The following is a 16047-nucleotide window of genomic DNA, read 5'->3' on the forward strand; positions in this document are numbered from 1 at the left end:
TGCGACACTCGGAGAGTGTCTGCTACCGCTGCCCCCCTATCGCCTAGCCACCTGGGGCCCGCCGACCTACCTTCCCACGCATGCCCCGCTCCCCTGCTGCCGACCTCGCCCCCCTCATTAAGCTCCTGCAAGCAGGCGTCCCGCCCGCCCGCGCTGCCGCCGAAATCTCCCGCATCCTGGCGATTTGGACCGCCGAACTGAAGGACGACGGCGAGCAACTCCAGGAGCGGCTATCCGGCTTGGCCGAGCAGCTGACGACGGGGATCGAAGAGATGCATGAGGGCATCGCCGAGGCGAGCGACAAAGGGAAACCCACGCTGCGGCGAATCCTGGCGGCGCATGAGGCGGTGCTGGGCGAGGTGCGAAAGGCCCAAGGGGCAGGGTAGGCATTATATCACCCTGCCAGAGAGCCTACTGGTACTTGGCGGTCTCAGGCCCTGTGCTTGCCCGCCTCCTCCACCAACTCAGCCGACCGTGCCAACAGCGCCCGCAGGTGTCGCCGGAGGCTCCGGGCGTCCGCCCCGCGTCCGCCATGGACCGTATGTTGCAGGAGCACGCTGCGATGACACACTGCATCCACATCCAAGGCTGAGCCACCAGTGTCTATGAACTCCTTATCCAGGACGCCATCGACCACGCGAATTTTCTGTATCAATCCCGCCTTGAAGGCCTCATCTCAAGGCAATACCGTTACGTCGAGCTACTAAGATTCTAGGCGCGCATAGTGGCAACCCAGATTCGGTGGCAGAGGCTGGCTTTGCTTTCGATCATGTCGTGCTGAGGCGCTTGCTGCCCTGTGCATCTATCGCGAAGAGGGAACGAGATGAGCATCAATGCCGAAGAGCAGCGACTGGTCGAGACGGCGCGTCGCGTCTTGCCCGGGGGACTATTCGGCAATCTGCTGACAGAAATCATCATCCGGGAAGGGCGCGCCGGCCGCGTCTGGGATGTCAGCGGTAATGAGTATGTCGATTTCCTGATTGGCTCTGGCCCAATGCTTGTCGGCCACGCTCATCCCGAGGTCAACGCTGTTGTCGCCGAGCAGCTGGCCCGGGGCTCGACCTTCTTCACCAACAACGAGCACGGGATCCTGCTGGCTGCCGAGATTGTCGATGCACTGCCCTGCGCTGAGCAGGTCAGGTTCGCCAGCAGCGGCACCGAGGCTGACGCCGTTGCCATGCGCTTGGTCCGCGCCTACCGCAAACGTAGCAAGATCCTCAAGTTTGAGGGCGGCTATCATGGGATGAGCGACTATGCCCTGATGAGCCTCGCGCCACCCTATGCGGGGAACTCGGAGCAGCCGATCCCGGACTCCGCTGGAATACCCGATTCCATTCGCAACGAGATGGTGGTTGCGCCTTACAACGACATTGAGACAGCACGCCAGGTTATCCATAAGTACAAGGACGAACTCGCCGGCGTCATCGTCGAGCCGATGCAGCGCCTGCTGCCTCCGATCCCGGGCTTCCTACAGGGCCTCCGCGACATCACGGCCGAGTTCGGCATCCCGCTGATATTCGACGAGATTGTCACCGGCTTCCGCCTCGCCTATGGCGGTGGCCAGGAATATTATGGAGTGACGCCCGATATCTGCACCTTGGGGAAAGTGATCGGTGGAGGCTTTCCACTCTCGGCGATCGCCGGACGCGAGGACATCATGGCGCATTTCGACCGCAGCAAGGTCGGTGCTGAGGGGTTCCTACCGCATATCGGTACGTTGAGCGGCAATCCGGTGGCTGCTGCGGCAGGACTTGCGACCTTGAAGATTTTGAAACGTCCTGGCACTTATCAGAAGCTGCACGCTACCGGGAACGCGGTCCGCGCCGGGCTGGAGAAGAGCCTTGGCGACGCGGGCATCCCCGCGGTGGCCAAGGGCGAGGCCGTTATGTTCGATGCCTTCTTCTCCAATCGCACGACGATCAACAACTACCGCGATACGCTCGATCAGAACCAAGCCATGGCACGGCGTTTCAATGGCCTGGTGCGCGAGCGGGGCATCCTGAAATCGGACGGCAAGATCTACATTTCCACCGCGCATGACGAACGGGACGTCGAGCAGGCTGTGCAGGCATTCCAGCAGGCCGCAGCGATCGTTGCGGATGAGCGGCTGACGATCTGAACGGCGGAGGAGGCGAGGTCAGAAACCAGCCGGACTGGATGTCTGCTTCTTTGGTGCCCTGGCCGTGGGATCACTGCTGTGGGGATGGGTGGGGACCAGGGTGGGCGTGCCGACCGCCCTGGTCATTTGCGCCACAATCGGCGCCATGGCCGCAGTGGCCGTGCGGCCCTGGCGCTTGGTGAACTTCGCCCAGGATCTGGCGCATCGGGTCAAGGCGCGGCGGGGCAGGACGGCCACGACCCCGCCCAGGGCGGAGGATCCGGCGTCCGCACTGAAGGAGTTGCTACACGACAACTCCGGGCGTGTGTTGGAAGTAGTTCGCTACCAGGTTGACCCCAGCGACCTTAGCGCCTTCCTGGCGGCCATGCGGCATGTTCGCGAGGTTCGCATGCGAGCGGGTGCGGCGGGGACACTTCGAAGAACTCGTCGCTGTACCCGGTCGGGGAGGCAATCTGGGACGTGGGACGTGATTTCCCCTTCTGATGAGGTTGGATGACCGGCTTGGCGCGGCTGGGACCGCTATCTGCCGCGAACCGCAGGCCTATGCGGGCGCAATTCGGGTGCTGAGCCAAGCCAGGCGGGTAAAGTTATAAGTCAGATTGGCGATGCCGATTTTCACCTGGGCCCGCGCCAGGCCGATGGTGCGCACGAACAGCGCCATGCGGTGTTTCTGGGCGGCAAAGACATGCTCGATGCTGGAACGGATCCGGGCACGTGTGGCGTTGGCTTTGGCCTGTTGTTCGGGAAGTGGCCGCTGCGGTGGCCTGCGGAACTGAATGCACTCGGCCAGTCCCCGTCGCTCCAGCACCTCCAGGTTACGCTTTGTGCGGTAAGCGGTGTCCGCCCAGACGCGGCTGGCGGTGTTCTCGGGATCGAGCAGGGCCGGAAAGCTGCGGCTGTCATGCTGAGCGGCATCGGTGACCGTCCAGCGGCGGATCAGCCCGTGCCGCCGGTCGATGCCGATATGGTTCTTATAGCCAAAGAGGGGCACCGCGATCTGGATGGCCTGGCGCTGATGGCCTTCTGATTTGGGCTTGGCCCTGCCGCGCTTCAGCGTCCACCGCGCATCCCGGTCCTTCTGCGCTCGCTTACGGTGGGACCATCCCTCGGGCGTGCCGCCGTCGCGGATGATAGCCTTCTCCTCGATGGTGAGCTTCTGGCGCGGTGCGGCGATCAGGGTTGCGTCGATGATCTGCCCGCCCATGGCGAGGAAGCCCTTGGCTGCCAGGACCTCATCAAAGCGGCGGAACAGCCCCTCGATGGAACCTGCCTGCTTGAGCTGCTCGCGGTAGAGCCAGATCGTCTTGGCATCCGGCACCGCCTGGTGCAGCCCGAGACCTGCGAAGCGCATGAAGGACAGCCGGTCCCGCAATTGGAATTCCGCTTGCTCGTCGGAGAGGCTGTAGAGCGCCTGCAGCACCAGGATGCGGAACATCAGCACCGCGTCGTAGGGCGGGCGACCGCTGCGGCTGCGATCCGACCGCGCCAGCGCCGCCTCCAGCACGGGACGGAAGATCTCGAAGTCGACCACTGCTGCAAGGCGCCCCAGCGGATCGCCAGCCGCGGAGAGAGCGGCATACCGCTCCTCGACGTCGAAGAAGCCAGGCTGACCCGCCATTGCCACTGTCCCCGTTGACCGAAGCCAGTGAATCAGCTCGGCGCGTCACTCGCGAGGTTTTTCGAAGTGTCCGATAGCCTCCGCCGCCTGAAGGCGCTCCAGCAATACCCGGTGCAGGCGGCTCCAAACACCGGCCGCCTGCCAGTCTCGCAACCGGCGCCAGCACGTCATTCCCGACCCGCAGCCCATCTCCACCGGCAGCCGCTCCCAGGCCGTCCCGGTAGTGAGCACGAACATGATGCCAGTCAGGGCAGCGCGATCCGGCAGCCGGGGACGCCCGCCCTGTGGCTTGGGCCGCTTGGGCGGCAGCAGCGGCTCGACCGCCGCCCAGAGATCATCGGGAACAAGGGGCTTCGCCATGCCCCCACAACGTCGCTCAGCCGGTTTCGTTAGACGCTTTAAGCCTGCAGGTGATGCAGAGGTTTCCGGCATCCCGAGGATGCCGGGCTTTCCAGGCAGGAGCCCCTGCAGGAGGATCATGTAGGAGTTGTCAAACAGGCCTCGCCTTCAACGTCGGCCTTTCAGCATTTCTTCTCTGGAGGTCGCCGTCCAAAGAAAGAAGGTATCTGCCTGCGACAGGGTCTCCTGACACTGCTTTCCACTGAAAGGTTCTAAACAGGGTCGCACGAATCAAGGCGTCACTCTGTCGGAGGGTGTGCGGCATGTAGAGCTCGGCCACGGGCTAGTCGTTCCGATCCAGGGTTTCTTGGTCATGCAGGTGGCGCTTTGAAAGTGCCGGGATCGGGATCAGCTCGCCAAGCACTCCCTGTATCTCCATTGCGCAAGCATGGCGGGGATTTCAGCGGCCGGGCGCGGCGGGCTGAACAGGTATCCCTGGCCTTCCGTACAGCCCTGGCTGGCCACTTGCCGCATTTGCTCCGGTGTTTCGATTCCCTCGACCGTGGTCGCGAGCCCGAGGGTCTGGCACAGGCCGGCGATGGCGCGGATGATAGCTGCTCCCTCCGGCCTTTCGTCCATGGCGAGGACAAAGCTCCGGTCAATCTTGACCTTATCGATGGGGAATTTAAGCAGGTAGCTCAGGGATGAGTAGCCTGTCCCAAAATCATCCATCGAGATGGAAACGCCGGAAGCCCGGAGACGGTGCAGGACAGCGACCGAGTCCTCCGTATCCCGAAGGAGTAGGGATTCGGTGATTTCCAGCTCCAGCCGTCCCGGAGCCAGCCTTGAGGTCGCCAGGGCCACGGTAACCGCGTCTGTCAGGCCGGAATCGGAGAATTGCGCCGCTGAGAGGTTCACGGCGACCTTCAGGCCCTCAGGCCAAGAGGCCGCGTCCATGCAAGCGCGTGAAAGGATCCACTTCCCCATTGGCACAATAAGGCCCATCGCCTCTGCGACGGGGATGAAGGTATCGGAGCACAGGAGCCCGCGCTCCGGGTGCCGCCAGCGTATGAGGGCCTCGAAGCCGCTGATGCAGCCCTGCGCCAGGTTGACCAGCGGCTGGTAGTGCAGCTCGAACTCGCCTTTCCGGAGTGCCTGGTGCAGGTCGGCCTCTAGGCAGCGGCGGGCCTGGACACGTGCCTGCATCTCGGGTTCGAAGAAGCGGAAGCGCCCTCCACCATCTCGTTTCGCGCCGTACAGTGCGAGATCCGCGCGCGTCATCACCAGGGTGGGATCGCAGCCGTCCTCCGGTGCAACGGCCACACCGATGCTCACTCCCACCGAAACCACGCGACCATCAACCTCGTACGGGCGGCAGAGTTCCGCGATGAGCTGGGCCGCGAGGCGGGCCGCCTCATGAGGCTGTTCCTCCCCCTGACAGAGGATGACGAACTCATCACCGCCGAGGCGGGCCACCGTGTCCGTCTCCCGCACGCAGGAGAGGAGGCGCTTGGCCACGGAGCGCAGCAGCTCGTCCCCGGTGAGATGGCCGAAGCTGTCATTAACCTCCTTGAAGCGATCCAGATCGAGGTGCAGCACCGCGCAGGAATTGCCTTGCTGGCTGCGGCCGACAGCGTCGGCGAGGCACTCGCGCAAGGCCCCCCGGTTGAGCAGGCCGGTCAGCGCGTCGTGATGCGCCATGTAGGCCACCCGGGCCTCCGCCTCGCGCCGCTCGGTGATGTCCTGGGTCACCCCACTGATCCGGAAGGGGCTGCCGGCGCTGTCAATCTCGGCCTTTCCAGTCACCCGCAGCCACCGCATAGGACCAATGGCTGGCGCGGTGCGGAACTCGGTGGCAAAGGTTCCGCCCTCCTCGCCCCGCAGGCACCGTTCCATGGCCTTGCCGATGGCAGGCAGGTCGTCCGGATGAATGGCGGCGTGCACGTCCGAGCGGCTGCGGATCGACCCTGGCCGCATTCCGTAGAGCATCTCCAGGCCGCTGGAGGCATGGAACTCGCCCGTCCCGACATGCCAGTCCCAGACTGCCATCCTGGCCGCCGTGATGGCGCGGGCCAGGCGCTCCTCACTCTCGCGCAAGGCGGTCTCCGTACGCTTGGCCTCGGTGATGTCCTCGGTGACCCCGACGATATGCAGGGGCGTCCCGTCCTCGCGGTAGAGCGGCACCTTTTTCGTCATCATCAGGCGCCTGCCGCGGTGGGGCGTGTCCAGCGGCTCCTCCTCGATCACCATCGTCTTGCCGCTCTCGGCAGCCTGGAGATCGCATTGCCAGAAAAACAGAGCCTGCTCCTCCGGAAAGAGGTCGGCATCAGTCCGGCCGATCCAGCCGTCACGCTCAAGGCCGAAAATCCGCTCGGCTGTACGATTCACCCGCTCATAGATCCCTGTCGCGGCGTTCTTTATGAAAACACCCACCGGGATGTGTTCGAGCACCTGATCGAGGAACGCCTGCGTGACGCGCAGCTTGTCCTCGGCTTCACGTCGCTCGCTGACGTCGCGTGAGATGCAGACAATGCACTCAATATGGCCGCCGCTTCCCGGAATTGGCGCCAGCGCGTTGTCCCACCGCTTCAGCGTTCCGCGCAGGGTCGGGCATGCACCGTCGAAGCGGACGGGTCGCCCGCCCGCAGCCGCCCTGATCGCCTCGCGGGCGGTGTCACGGAGTGGTTCTGGCCAGAAGCCTGCCCAGTCTGAGCCGATCAGATCGGACGTGGCCGCGGCCTCGAAGAGCCGCAGGCCAGGACCATTGATAAAGAGCATGCGCCCGTCGGTATCCAGCACCTTAATACAGTCCGTGCTGCCCTCCAGGACGGAAAGGAGGAAGCCTTTGCCCATTGGGATCTGGTATTTGCGCTGGTCTGACATGGCGGCTCCCGGCCAACGTCCCTGTCCGTTCCGCCGAGTTGGAATACCGGAACTCGCGTAGAGGTTGCAAAGACCTTCCGTAAAGCGGATGGTCACCTGCTGCAATGGATTTCCTCCTACACCCCACGCTGATCTGTCATGTGCCGAGCACGCTATCACATTCCTTGAACAGCGGTCCTACTGGTCCGCTGCTTCCAAAAAAGGTTTCTCCGCCTAGCTTGATAGACAGGGTGCTTTATCCCAGAGTGCTCGGAAATTTCCCTGCCTCAGATCCAGCACTTCAAAGTCTAATAATGCCAGCATTGCGTACGGTTTTGGTGGGGTCTGCTTATCTGAAAGCAAGACTACCCGCCGCCGTTCAAGCGAGCGGCCCTTTCAACGCCTCAGGCAGCTTTGGCTGTTCCTACAACTCGGCCAAGGTTGCGAAATCTATCTCTAACTCTAGCTGCGCTTCGTCAGGATCTACAAAGCCGGCATCTACGGCGCCGTTGCGCCAGCCATGCCAATAAGACCGGGTCATATTCCGTGCGCCTGTAAGACCGGCCGCTCCATCCATGTAGCCAATCAGGACTTCTGCCTCGTCGAGGGTGTGATAATCCGCCACGCTTCTGACCGCTTCGAGCACAGCTGCTCCCTCATACCCACAGGAAAGCTATTTTTCTACGTTCAGGCCTTATTGATCCAGAAGAGGATAATTGCGGCGAGGCAGATATCTGAGATGAATGCACCAGAACGATACCTCCAGCGCATGTAATGCTCCAGAAGGCTGTGTGACATGACTGCGAATGTTCGTTCTCACGCATGAAGCACACCAAGCATCCAGCATCTTAAATCATACATAAGACAAGGCATAATTCTCCCCTGAGTACAAGTGAGTGGGTGCTTCAGCGATGCGCGACCTGTAGCGTCGTGGCGGAGCAATCCTCTCCATTCCACTCTACAGAGGAGAAAATCGTGCTGGGTAACGAGAACTCAACAAACAATCATATTCCGATCGCCACTTCGGCAGAAGCTACCCAATCTGGAAAAGCGTCGATCCAGCCAGTCACTCTGCGGGAACGCCGCACCGTTCCTGGTATCTTGGCACGCGGCGCTTCGTATAGCGCACGCTTGGCCATTTCGGCGAAAGTCCAGGAAGACGCCTTTCGGCTTCGGTATCGCAGCTATCTGGCAGGTGGCTTCATTGAGGAGAACACCTCGGGTCTCTTTCATGATCATTACGATAACATGATCAACGCGAATACTGTTGTTATCTACGATGATTCCACTCCGGTAGCCTCAGTCCGCGTTTGTCTTCTGGCACGAGGCACAGAGTATACTTCGCCGGCCATGGACACGTTCCCGCACGAGGTGAATGCGCTCCTAAATGCGCGTCCGAATGATGCCTTCTCTGGCCGCGCAATTGAGGTAACTCGCTTGGTCCGAAGCCCTCATGTTGAGAATAATCAGGGCCTAGTTTTCCTGCTATACCGGATTGCCGGCTACATTGCCCTCAGTCACCACACTCAGATCTTCCTGGCCTGCGTTAGGTCGAACCACGCCCCCTTCTATAGACGTCTTGGCTATTCAGCGGCATCTGGACCACGTCCTTACCCTGGGCTCAGCTGCAACATGCTCCTCATGGCCAGCAGTCGCGAGCGCTACGACCATATCCGCACGACGGTGCCGATGATGGACCCTCTGGCAAGTACCACGCGCAACCTCGAAGGCTTCTACGCAGGCGAGCCCGTACAGCTTCAACTGATCCGCTAGACTTAGAACAGGGCCGTCCGTTCTCTTGGGCGGCCCGCAGCGACGTTGTGGCCAGATAGCTCTTAGACGCCGGCTACAGCAGCGAGGCCAAACACTGAGCCAACCAAGCCACCCTAGATTGAGTTTTTCTGTCAACACAACAAAAAGAAGTATTATAATGGGAAACTCGCGGGATATTATGCTCCGCTATAAAACTATCGCAGCAGGATCGCGCGCCCGATGTGGATAACCCTTCTAGTCGCGGCGGCTTTTGCCGCCTTCGGATCATTCGCTTGGGGGTTGAAGTACCATTTCCGGGTCGAAGGTGAAATGCCCAAGAGGATGCGCCGCCTGTCTGGGGTCAGCACCGCAGCCTTTCTGCTTTTTATCGGAGTGATTTGCCTGAGGGGCGTAACCCCCGGCAGTGGCTTGGCCGCAATGGTCCTGTTTCTGGGAAGCGCCGCCTTATTCTGGTGGGCAGTCCGGACGACCAGGAGCCGCCCGCCTGCAGTCGCTCATACCGGCAATATTCCGACGATGATCCATTCGGACGGGCCCTATGCCTATGTCCGGCACCCCTTCTATCTAGCCTACACGCTAGCCTGGCTTGGTACCGCCATCGGTGGCGGGCCGATCCAGTGGATCCCGGCCGCTGTCATCATAGCCTGGTACTACGTCACTGCGCGCGAAGAAGAGACAGACTTCGCGACCTCGGCAGTGGCAGCCGACTACGCGCAATATCGGGCAAGAACTGGATTGATTTTGCCTCGGGTGCTGCAGCGGAGTCCCTGAACATGCGCCGGGTTGTTGTAGCTATTCGGAGTGTGGCGGAGCGGATCCGCCGCGCCTTGAGCATCCGGCCGGCTGCGAATGAGCAGGAAGCGGCAGTTATGCGAGACCAGTGCAACCTGCTTTTCCTGCTCTGCCTGTTGTTCTCGGCCGCTGGCGGCCTGAATGTGGTTGTGAACTCCTTCGCATTCGGCGTGACCGGCAAGCCGTTCATGATGGTCATGGTCACCGCGGTGGTCCTGCATTATGCGGGGATCATCTGGGTCGCCATGCGCTGGAAGCGAGACAAGAATGATTTTCGGTTCCTCCGGCAGGCACAGCTGCTTTATGCTGGCCTAGGCCTGTCCTGGGGGATGACCATCATCCTTTTCGCGTTCAATGGGCGGCCAGACCAAACCGTCCTACTGCTGGGCCTCGCCTCCGGCGTGGTTTCAACCCCGATTATCAGCGTCCCTCTCGGCATCGCCTTTGCCTTCTTTATTCCGGACGCGATCCTCTCGATCTACGCGGTCAGCGTCGCCATGCCGAACGCGGATTTCTTCTCAGCAGCGTCCTTCATCTCTTTCACTGGCTACGCTGCCACTGGCATCATCTTCACGAATCTTACCTTCAGCGGCCGCTCCGAGGCACGCGCCGCCCTCCAGCGGGAGATCGCGACAGTTAATGTTTTCCTGCGCGAGTATGAGGAAGGATCTCCCGACTGGCTGTGGCAGACCGACCAGGAAGGCAGAATCTGCAAAGCCTCCGCCCAGATGGGACAGGCGGCCGGACTGACGCCCGCCGAGATCGAGGGCATGCCGATGGCGCAACTGCTGTCCAGCGCGCGCAAGGGCAACCGGCTAGATGATCGTGCCCACCATGATTTGGCGACCTGCTTTCAGGAGCGACAAGCCTTTCGCGACCTGATGGTGCGCCATGACGGCAGCAGGGGAACGCGCTGGTTCCGTCTTACTGGTCATCCCGTGTTCAACGAGAACGGCGCGCTCACAGGCTTTCGAGGCATCGGACGCGACGTCACCTCGGGCTACGAAGCCAGCGAGAAAGTCAATTTCCTGGCCAAGCATGACACCCTGACTGGCCTTTTGAACCGCCGCTCCTTTGTCGAGGCAATTGAGACTCTGTGCGAGGAGAAGCGGTCCTTTGCGCTTGCTCTGATCGACCTCGACAGTTTCAAGAAGACCAACGATACCTTTGGGCACCACATCGGCGACAGGCTTCTGCAATGCGTGGCGGGTCGCATCCAGCAATCTATGCGACCGCAGGATTTCGCCGCCCGGCTAGGTGGCGATGAATTTGCGACCGTCATCGTCGGGGCCGATAACGAGGAAGGCCGGGTCGTCGCTGATCGGCTAGCTCAGCGCCTGAATGAGCGGGTCGAGATCGACGGCATGACCATCGTGTCGGGTGCCAGCATCGGCGTCAGCGCGTGCCCTCAAGATGCTCAGGATCCGCAGAGGCTCCTGCTGCTCGCTGACCTTGCTCTCTATAAGGCCAAGGGCCAGGGCAAGGGCAAAGCGTTCGTTTTTGACCGCTGGATCGAAGACGAACACCATCAGCAGATCAGCCGCGAATCGGAGCTTCGAGAAGCCATCGAAAAGGGCCAGATCAGCGTCCTTTACCAGCCCATCGTCGATTTGACGTCCAGCCAGATCGTCTCGGCCGAAGCCCTGGTCCGCTGGAACCATCCGGTTCGCGGATCGGTGGAGCCTAGCGCTTTCATCGAGACGGCCGAGCGCGCTGGCCTGATGGAGGCGCTCGGCAAGCTAGTGCTGCAGATCGCCTGCAGGGACGCCGCCACTTGGCCGGAGCCGATCCAGGTCAATGTCAATCTATCGCCTCGTCAGCTGCGCTCAGGCCAGTTTCCGCAGATCCTGGCGGAGACGCTAGCGGACACCGGCTTGCCTGCGGAACGGCTGGCCATCGAGATCACCGAGAACGTGCTGCTGGATCAGGATAATAGGACCTTGCAGCAGCTCGACAGCATGCGTGAAATGGGCGTGAGCCTCATCCTTGACGATTTCGGCACCGGCTACTCGTCGCTCACCTACCTCCACAAGGTGGAGGTTCGCGGCATCAAGATCGACGCCTCCTTCACGCGTCAGTTGCCGGAACCGAAGGTGGCCGCGATCTACCGTATGATCGCGCGCCTTGCCATGGACCTGAACATCTACGTCGTCGCCGAGGGCGTGGAGGATGCCGGCCAAGTGGAATGGTTGAACCGGAACGGCATCCGCTTCGCTCAAGGCTATCTCCTGGGACGGCCCTCGCCTTCCCCACCGGCTAGCCGGGTCGAGTACCTCACGTGACGCTCCGGCAACTTTAGAAACGATAAGACAGGCCCAGCGTCACAGAGACTGGGTCCGGATCGACGCTGACCCTGACGGGTGATGGACCGACCTTTCCCTTGGCATCGAATGAGAGCCAGTTCTTGCGTGCATCCACGAAGGCTGACAGGCGGTCGGTGATGTGAAACTGGGTGCCAACCTGCAGAAAAGGCCCGGCGTTGTCGGCAATGTTGAGTTCCGACATCGAGCCTCCGCGGGTCCTCAGGATGAAGGTATAGCCGAGACCGCCGCCCACGAAGGGCTCGAACCGCCCGAAGGAAAAGGGGTGATACTGCGCCCCCAGCATCACCGAACCATAAGTCACCTTGCGCAGCACCGCCTGAGGCGCGAAATCGCCGCGCCCATGTAATGCGACGGTAGGGGGCAGACCGCCAACGAAAGACACGCTCCATTCAGGCGTAACCCGCCAGCCAAGTTCCAGGGCTGCGAAGGAAACGTCGCTGAGTGCTACACGCGCAGCCTCGACCGGATGGCCGGCGATGGAGGCACGGCCCGTCGTGCGATAGGACGCCATGCCGTAGCCGGCTCGCACAAAAAACGCTTTGTCCTCGCCTAAATCCGCCTGAGCGAAGCCATGAGTTGGCACGGAGACCGTACCTAGGAGAACGGATGCTCCCAAATAGCAGGCGAGGCGAGCAGAGGACAGCACTGAGTATCTCCGGCCTGAAACGACATAGCAATATATCACCATTAAGAGGCATTTGATAAATATATTTCAACCACTGAGTTTTGTTTGGGAAGGAACTGCGCGGCTTACAGAAACTCACGGGTCGGCCTACCGACTTGCCGCCGCAGATCTTGCATATATCAGAAACTGCGATAGCCCCGACTTTGAACAGCGTCAGGCAGGACAAGGTGCTGACGAGTTACTCCAGCAATAATCCTAGTGCCTGGAGAATGTCTTCATATTGAAAGACAGGAACTCTCCTGCTCTTCGCAATGCTTCTCTAATTTCACCATCCACCTCTGGTGAGCCTTCGCGTAAGTGCCTTATGCATCGCCGGAGTGCGTCTTGAGATCTCCCGACATCGCCCCGTAGAGATCATCCTGCCTCAGGAGGCAAAGGAACCGCAGCAGCGGCCGGACGTTCTTATCGGCTCGTAGGGTGCCGATCCCCTGATCGTCCAGCGTCCGGAGGCGCATCATGACCACTCCAGGAAGCCTCCTCGCATCCCGCCGCGCCGCACTCGGTTCGTCGGCCGCGGCAGGACTGGCCGCTTGCGTAGCTCCCGCCAGCACGCAGCCCGCCCGGGCACGGACGCCGGGGCATGTCCTCCTTCTCGGTGACTCTGTTCTTGATAATGTCGGATACCTTCGGAGTGGCGGTCCCGATGTGGTGGCGCAACTCCGCGAGCGCCTGCCAATCGGTTGGCGGGCGACGCTCGGGGCCAAAGGCGGTGCTGTCGCGGCTGATGTGCCCATCCAACTTGACCGGCTACCGCCCGAGACCACCCACCCTCGTCATCAGCGCCGGGGGGAACGACGCGGGCCGTCAGGAAGGGGTGCTCGGCGAGGCCGTGCGCAGCGTCGCGGAGGGGCTCGGGAGGATCGCCGCCATTCGCGAGAGCTTCGCGCGGGAGTACCGGGCCATGCTCGACAAGGCCGCCGGATTGGATCTGCCGCTCGCAGTCTGCACCATCTACGATCCGCGCTTTTCCAATCCGGCGCGTCGGCAGGTAACGCTTGTGGCTCTTGCCGCCTTCAATGACGTCATCACGCGCGAGGCCTTCGCGCGCGGTTTGGCGGTGATCGACCTCCGCTTGGTCTGCGACCAGGATGCTGACTTCGCCAGTCCGACAGGGCCCTCGGTTCAGGGTGGCGGCAAGATCGCGGTGGCCGTCGCGCGATGGGCCACCAGCCCTGACCCGCTGCGGCGTCGTTCCGAGGTGTTCGCGAGCGGAGGCTCGAGTGACCGATAAGCATTGTCCGCCGATCGTGGACCCCAGCCTGAGAGTTCATCGCCTCCTCGGGGGCCTCGTGATGAGGGACGCCGCTGAGGGGTATTGGCAAACCGTCTGACTGGAAAGCTCGACACACCCGTGGCGGTTTGCGTGAGTCAGGTCGGCCAGTGAGATCGATCTTATCGGTGGCGAACTGGAAGATCGCGGATGACGTCGTGGCCGCCATTCGCGCCCGAGGCGGCGGCATTTTAGCTATCGGCATCGCCCTGCAGGTCGCCGGTGCCGTAGCCGTCCAGGATGACCCATCCGCCGGCCTTACCCCCAGGCATAGTCGCTGGCGGCGAGGCTGGTGACGTTGTCGATGGTGAGGTGGGTGACGCTGCCATCGGCGGCGCGGATCGACCATTCATCGCCCTGATGGGTCATTGTGGCGCCCTGGCCGAAGCCCTTCAGCAGCAGCGTGTCGCCGCCGGCGCGGCCGGCGTCCTGGAAGTCGGTGATGACATCGTGGCCCAGGCCCTTGGTGATGACAAAGGTGTCGTTGCCGCCGCCGCCGGTCAGCACGTCATGGCCATCCTTGCCGTCCAGCACGTTCTGGGAAACGTTGCCGACCATACGATTGGCCAAGCTGTTGCCGGTCGCCTCCGTCCAGGACGTCCCGCCGATGAACAGGTTCTCGACGTTGTCCGGCAGGACATAGCTGGACAGCCAGGTTTCCACCGTGTCGATGCCCTGGACGGCAAACTCGACCACCTTGTCATTGGCCGCATAGACCACATAGGTGTCGTCGCCGGCGCCACCCTTCAGGGTGTCGCCGCCGCCATTGCCCTTGAAGCCGTCCCGGCCGGCGCTGCCGGTGAGCGTCTCGGCCTTGGCCGTGCCATAAAGCCACTTCGTCGGCGCGCCGCTGTCCGGCAGCGCAACCGGCGTTTCGGCGGCCGGCGGCAGCACCGGCGCCTTGATGTTGACCAGCGAGAAGTCGTCCGCCGCGAGCGAGGCCGCCTGCACGCCCTGTAGCGTCAATGTCTGGCCATCGCCCAGCCTGATGAGCGTGTCCGCGCCGGATTGCACGGCCGCCGCCTTCACGGCGGCGAAATCCTTGAAGGCGAAGCCGTCCAGCTTGATCACGTCGGCGCCGCGGAAGTCGGTGACGATGTCGCTGCCCTCGCCCTTGGCGATGACAAAGGTGTCGTTGCCGCCGCCGCCGGTCAGCACGTCGTGGCCGCCCTTGCCGTTCAGCGTGTTGGCGCTGAGGTTGCCCTCTATCCGGTTCGCCAGGCCGTTGCCGAACAGCGTGTTCCAGCCCGTGCCGGTGAGCACCAGGTTCTCCACATTGTCCGGCAGGACGTAGTTGTTGATCCAGGTCTTCACCGTGTCGGTGCCCTGGCCGCCCAGTTCCACCACGATGTCCCCGGTGGAGATGACGTAGGTGTCGTCGCCTGCGCCGCCCTTCAGGGTATCGCCGCCGCCGCCGTTGATCAGGTCATTGCCGGCCGTGCCGGACAGCGTCTCCTTGGCGGCAGTGCCGCTGATTTCCTTAATGGTCGAGCCGCCCGTGCCGGGCTGCGCCGGAGCAGGAACTGGCAGCGGATTGGAGGGGGCGGGGTTGGACGGCGCGACCACCACGGGATCGTCGGCGCCAGGCGGCTTGCCGGCGGTTTCGTCGCCGCCATTCTGCGTCGGCTTGTCGGGCATGGCCGGAGCGGAGGGGGGCACGCTGCCGTCACGGCCGCCGAACTCCGTCCAGGTCATGTCGCCCGTGCCCCAGTTCTTGAAGGCGGCCTTGAAGGCGGCGCCCGTCTTTGGGTCGGAACCATCAGACAGTTTGCCGGGGAAGGCCGCATCCGAATCCCAGTAGCTCTGGAGGATCGGATCGTGTTGTTCGAACCATGCCTTCGCGGCCTGCACAAAGGGCGCCGCGCCATCGCCCTTCACGCCCCATTCGGAATAGGCGGTGGGCTTGCCATGCGCCTTGGCGAACTCTTCCAGCCACTTCAGGCCGTACTTCTCGTCGCGGATGCGCTCGAAGGCCTTGACCGGATCGCTGCCCTGGAATTCTGGCTTGTAGTAGAAGTCCATGCCGATGACGTCGACATACTCGTCGCCCGGATAGATCTTCGCGGGATCGAGGCCGCCATTGGCGTGGTTGACGTTCCACTCGAACTGGAAGCGGTCCGACACTTCCTTGAAGGTGCTCGACATCTGGCGGAAGGCGCCCTTGAAGGCTTCCTCCTTGCCGATGGCATTCCAGAAGAACCAGTCGCCATTCGCTTCCCAGCCGGTGCGCACCATGATGGGGCCGTCACCCGGGGTGTTCTTCAG

At 62.3% G+C, this 16047-nt stretch carries 12 protein-coding genes and 1 pseudogene; 7 read left to right on the plus strand and 6 right to left on the minus strand.

Going from position 1 to position 16047, the window contains the following annotated elements; genetic code table 11:
• Positions 1 to 80 precede the first annotated feature (80 nt).
• The 3 genes from F0Q34_RS20375 (at position 81) to F0Q34_RS22675 (ending at position 2615) form a co-directional block, all read left to right on the plus strand.
• The gene (locus F0Q34_RS20375) at positions 81 to 386 is read left to right on the plus strand and encodes a hypothetical protein (protein WP_149814223.1); all 306 of its coding nucleotides are present in this window, start codon (positions 81 to 83) and stop codon (positions 384 to 386) included.
• Positions 387 to 823: 437 nt separating this feature from the next.
• Complete coding sequence (locus F0Q34_RS20380; protein ID WP_149814224.1) at positions 824 to 2119, plus strand: aspartate aminotransferase family protein; 1296 nt, start codon at positions 824 to 826, stop codon at positions 2117 to 2119.
• A 34-nt stretch (positions 2120 to 2153) separates the two neighbouring features.
• Entirely contained in the window at positions 2154 to 2615 is a 462-nt protein-coding gene (locus F0Q34_RS22675) for an MFS transporter (RefSeq protein ID WP_149814232.1), read from the plus strand.
• Between the two features lie 45 nt (positions 2616 to 2660).
• On the opposite strand, the gene F0Q34_RS20390 is transcribed toward F0Q34_RS22675, so the two are convergent.
• From F0Q34_RS20390 to F0Q34_RS20405, 4 genes and pseudogenes are all read right to left on the minus strand, one after another.
• Complete coding sequence (locus F0Q34_RS20390) at positions 2661 to 3737, minus strand: IS5 family transposase (protein WP_149814225.1); 1077 nt, start codon at positions 3735 to 3737, stop codon at positions 2661 to 2663.
• 72 nt (positions 3738 to 3809) lie between these two features.
• Positions 3810 to 4097: pseudogene (locus tag F0Q34_RS20395) on the minus strand (transposase); the annotation flags it as partial.
• Positions 4098 to 4484: 387 nt separating this feature from the next.
• Positions 4485 to 6959, minus strand: a complete 2475-nt coding sequence (locus tag F0Q34_RS20400; protein WP_149814226.1) for a sensor domain-containing protein — start codon at positions 6957 to 6959, stop codon at positions 4485 to 4487.
• Positions 6960 to 7362: 403 nt separating this feature from the next.
• Positions 7363 to 7584, minus strand: a complete 222-nt coding sequence (locus F0Q34_RS20405; RefSeq protein WP_149814227.1) for a hypothetical protein — start codon at positions 7582 to 7584, stop codon at positions 7363 to 7365.
• 329 nt (positions 7585 to 7913) lie between these two features.
• Between F0Q34_RS20405 and F0Q34_RS20410 the strand changes: the two genes are divergently transcribed.
• From F0Q34_RS20410 to F0Q34_RS20420, 3 genes are all read left to right on the plus strand, one after another.
• Entirely contained in the window at positions 7914 to 8711 is a 798-nt protein-coding gene (locus F0Q34_RS20410; protein WP_149814228.1) for an N-acyl amino acid synthase FeeM domain-containing protein, read from the plus strand.
• A gap of 219 nt (positions 8712 to 8930) precedes the next feature.
• Positions 8931 to 9482 (plus strand): methyltransferase family protein, encoded by a 552-nt coding sequence (locus F0Q34_RS20415; protein WP_149814229.1) that lies wholly within the window; start codon positions 8931 to 8933, stop codon positions 9480 to 9482.
• Between the two features lie 2 nt (positions 9483 to 9484).
• Entirely contained in the window at positions 9485 to 11785 is a 2301-nt protein-coding gene (locus F0Q34_RS20420; RefSeq protein WP_149814230.1) for a putative bifunctional diguanylate cyclase/phosphodiesterase, read from the plus strand.
• A gap of 13 nt (positions 11786 to 11798) precedes the next feature.
• Here the strand turns inward: F0Q34_RS20420 and F0Q34_RS20425 are convergent, their stop codons facing one another.
• A complete protein-coding gene (locus tag F0Q34_RS20425) occupies positions 11799 to 12338 on the minus strand; it encodes an OmpW/AlkL family protein (protein ID WP_241665606.1) in 540 nt (179 codons plus the stop codon).
• A 754-nt stretch (positions 12339 to 13092) separates the two neighbouring features.
• Here F0Q34_RS20425 and F0Q34_RS20430 point away from each other — a divergent pair.
• On the plus strand, positions 13093 to 13743 hold the full coding sequence (locus F0Q34_RS20430) for an SGNH/GDSL hydrolase family protein (RefSeq protein WP_194163328.1): 651 nt from the start codon (positions 13093 to 13095) through the stop codon (positions 13741 to 13743).
• A 297-nt stretch (positions 13744 to 14040) separates the two neighbouring features.
• Here F0Q34_RS20430 and F0Q34_RS20435 read toward each other — a convergent pair.
• Positions 14041 to 16047 (minus strand): glycosyl hydrolase (locus tag F0Q34_RS20435; RefSeq protein WP_277755317.1); only part of this gene is annotated, 2007 nt, incomplete at its 5' end.

This window comes from Teichococcus oryzae (assembly GCF_008386565.1).
In the GTDB taxonomy this organism is placed as follows: Bacteria; Pseudomonadota; Alphaproteobacteria; order Acetobacterales; family Acetobacteraceae; genus Pseudoroseomonas; species Pseudoroseomonas oryzae.

Coding starts and splice junctions, on each gene's coding strand:
- F0Q34_RS20420 (WP_149814230.1), top strand. CDS start 9,485: ATGCGCCGGGTTGTTGTAGCTATTCGGAGTGTGGCGGAGCGGATCCGC.
- F0Q34_RS20390 (WP_149814225.1), bottom strand. CDS start 3,737: ATGGCGGGTCAGCCTGGCTTCTTCGACGTCGAGGAGCGGTATGCCGCT.
- F0Q34_RS20400 (WP_149814226.1), bottom strand. CDS start 6,959: ATGTCAGACCAGCGCAAATACCAGATCCCAATGGGCAAAGGCTTCCTC.
- F0Q34_RS20375 (WP_149814223.1), top strand. CDS start 81: ATGCCCCGCTCCCCTGCTGCCGACCTCGCCCCCCTCATTAAGCTCCTG.
- F0Q34_RS20430 (WP_194163328.1), top strand. CDS start 13,093: ATGTCCTCCTTCTCGGTGACTCTGTTCTTGATAATGTCGGATACCTTC.
- F0Q34_RS20425 (WP_241665606.1), bottom strand. CDS start 12,338: ATGGCGTCCTATCGCACGACGGGCCGTGCCTCCATCGCCGGCCATCCG.
- F0Q34_RS20380 (WP_149814224.1), top strand. CDS start 824: ATGAGCATCAATGCCGAAGAGCAGCGACTGGTCGAGACGGCGCGTCGC.
- F0Q34_RS20415 (WP_149814229.1), top strand. CDS start 8,931: ATGTGGATAACCCTTCTAGTCGCGGCGGCTTTTGCCGCCTTCGGATCA.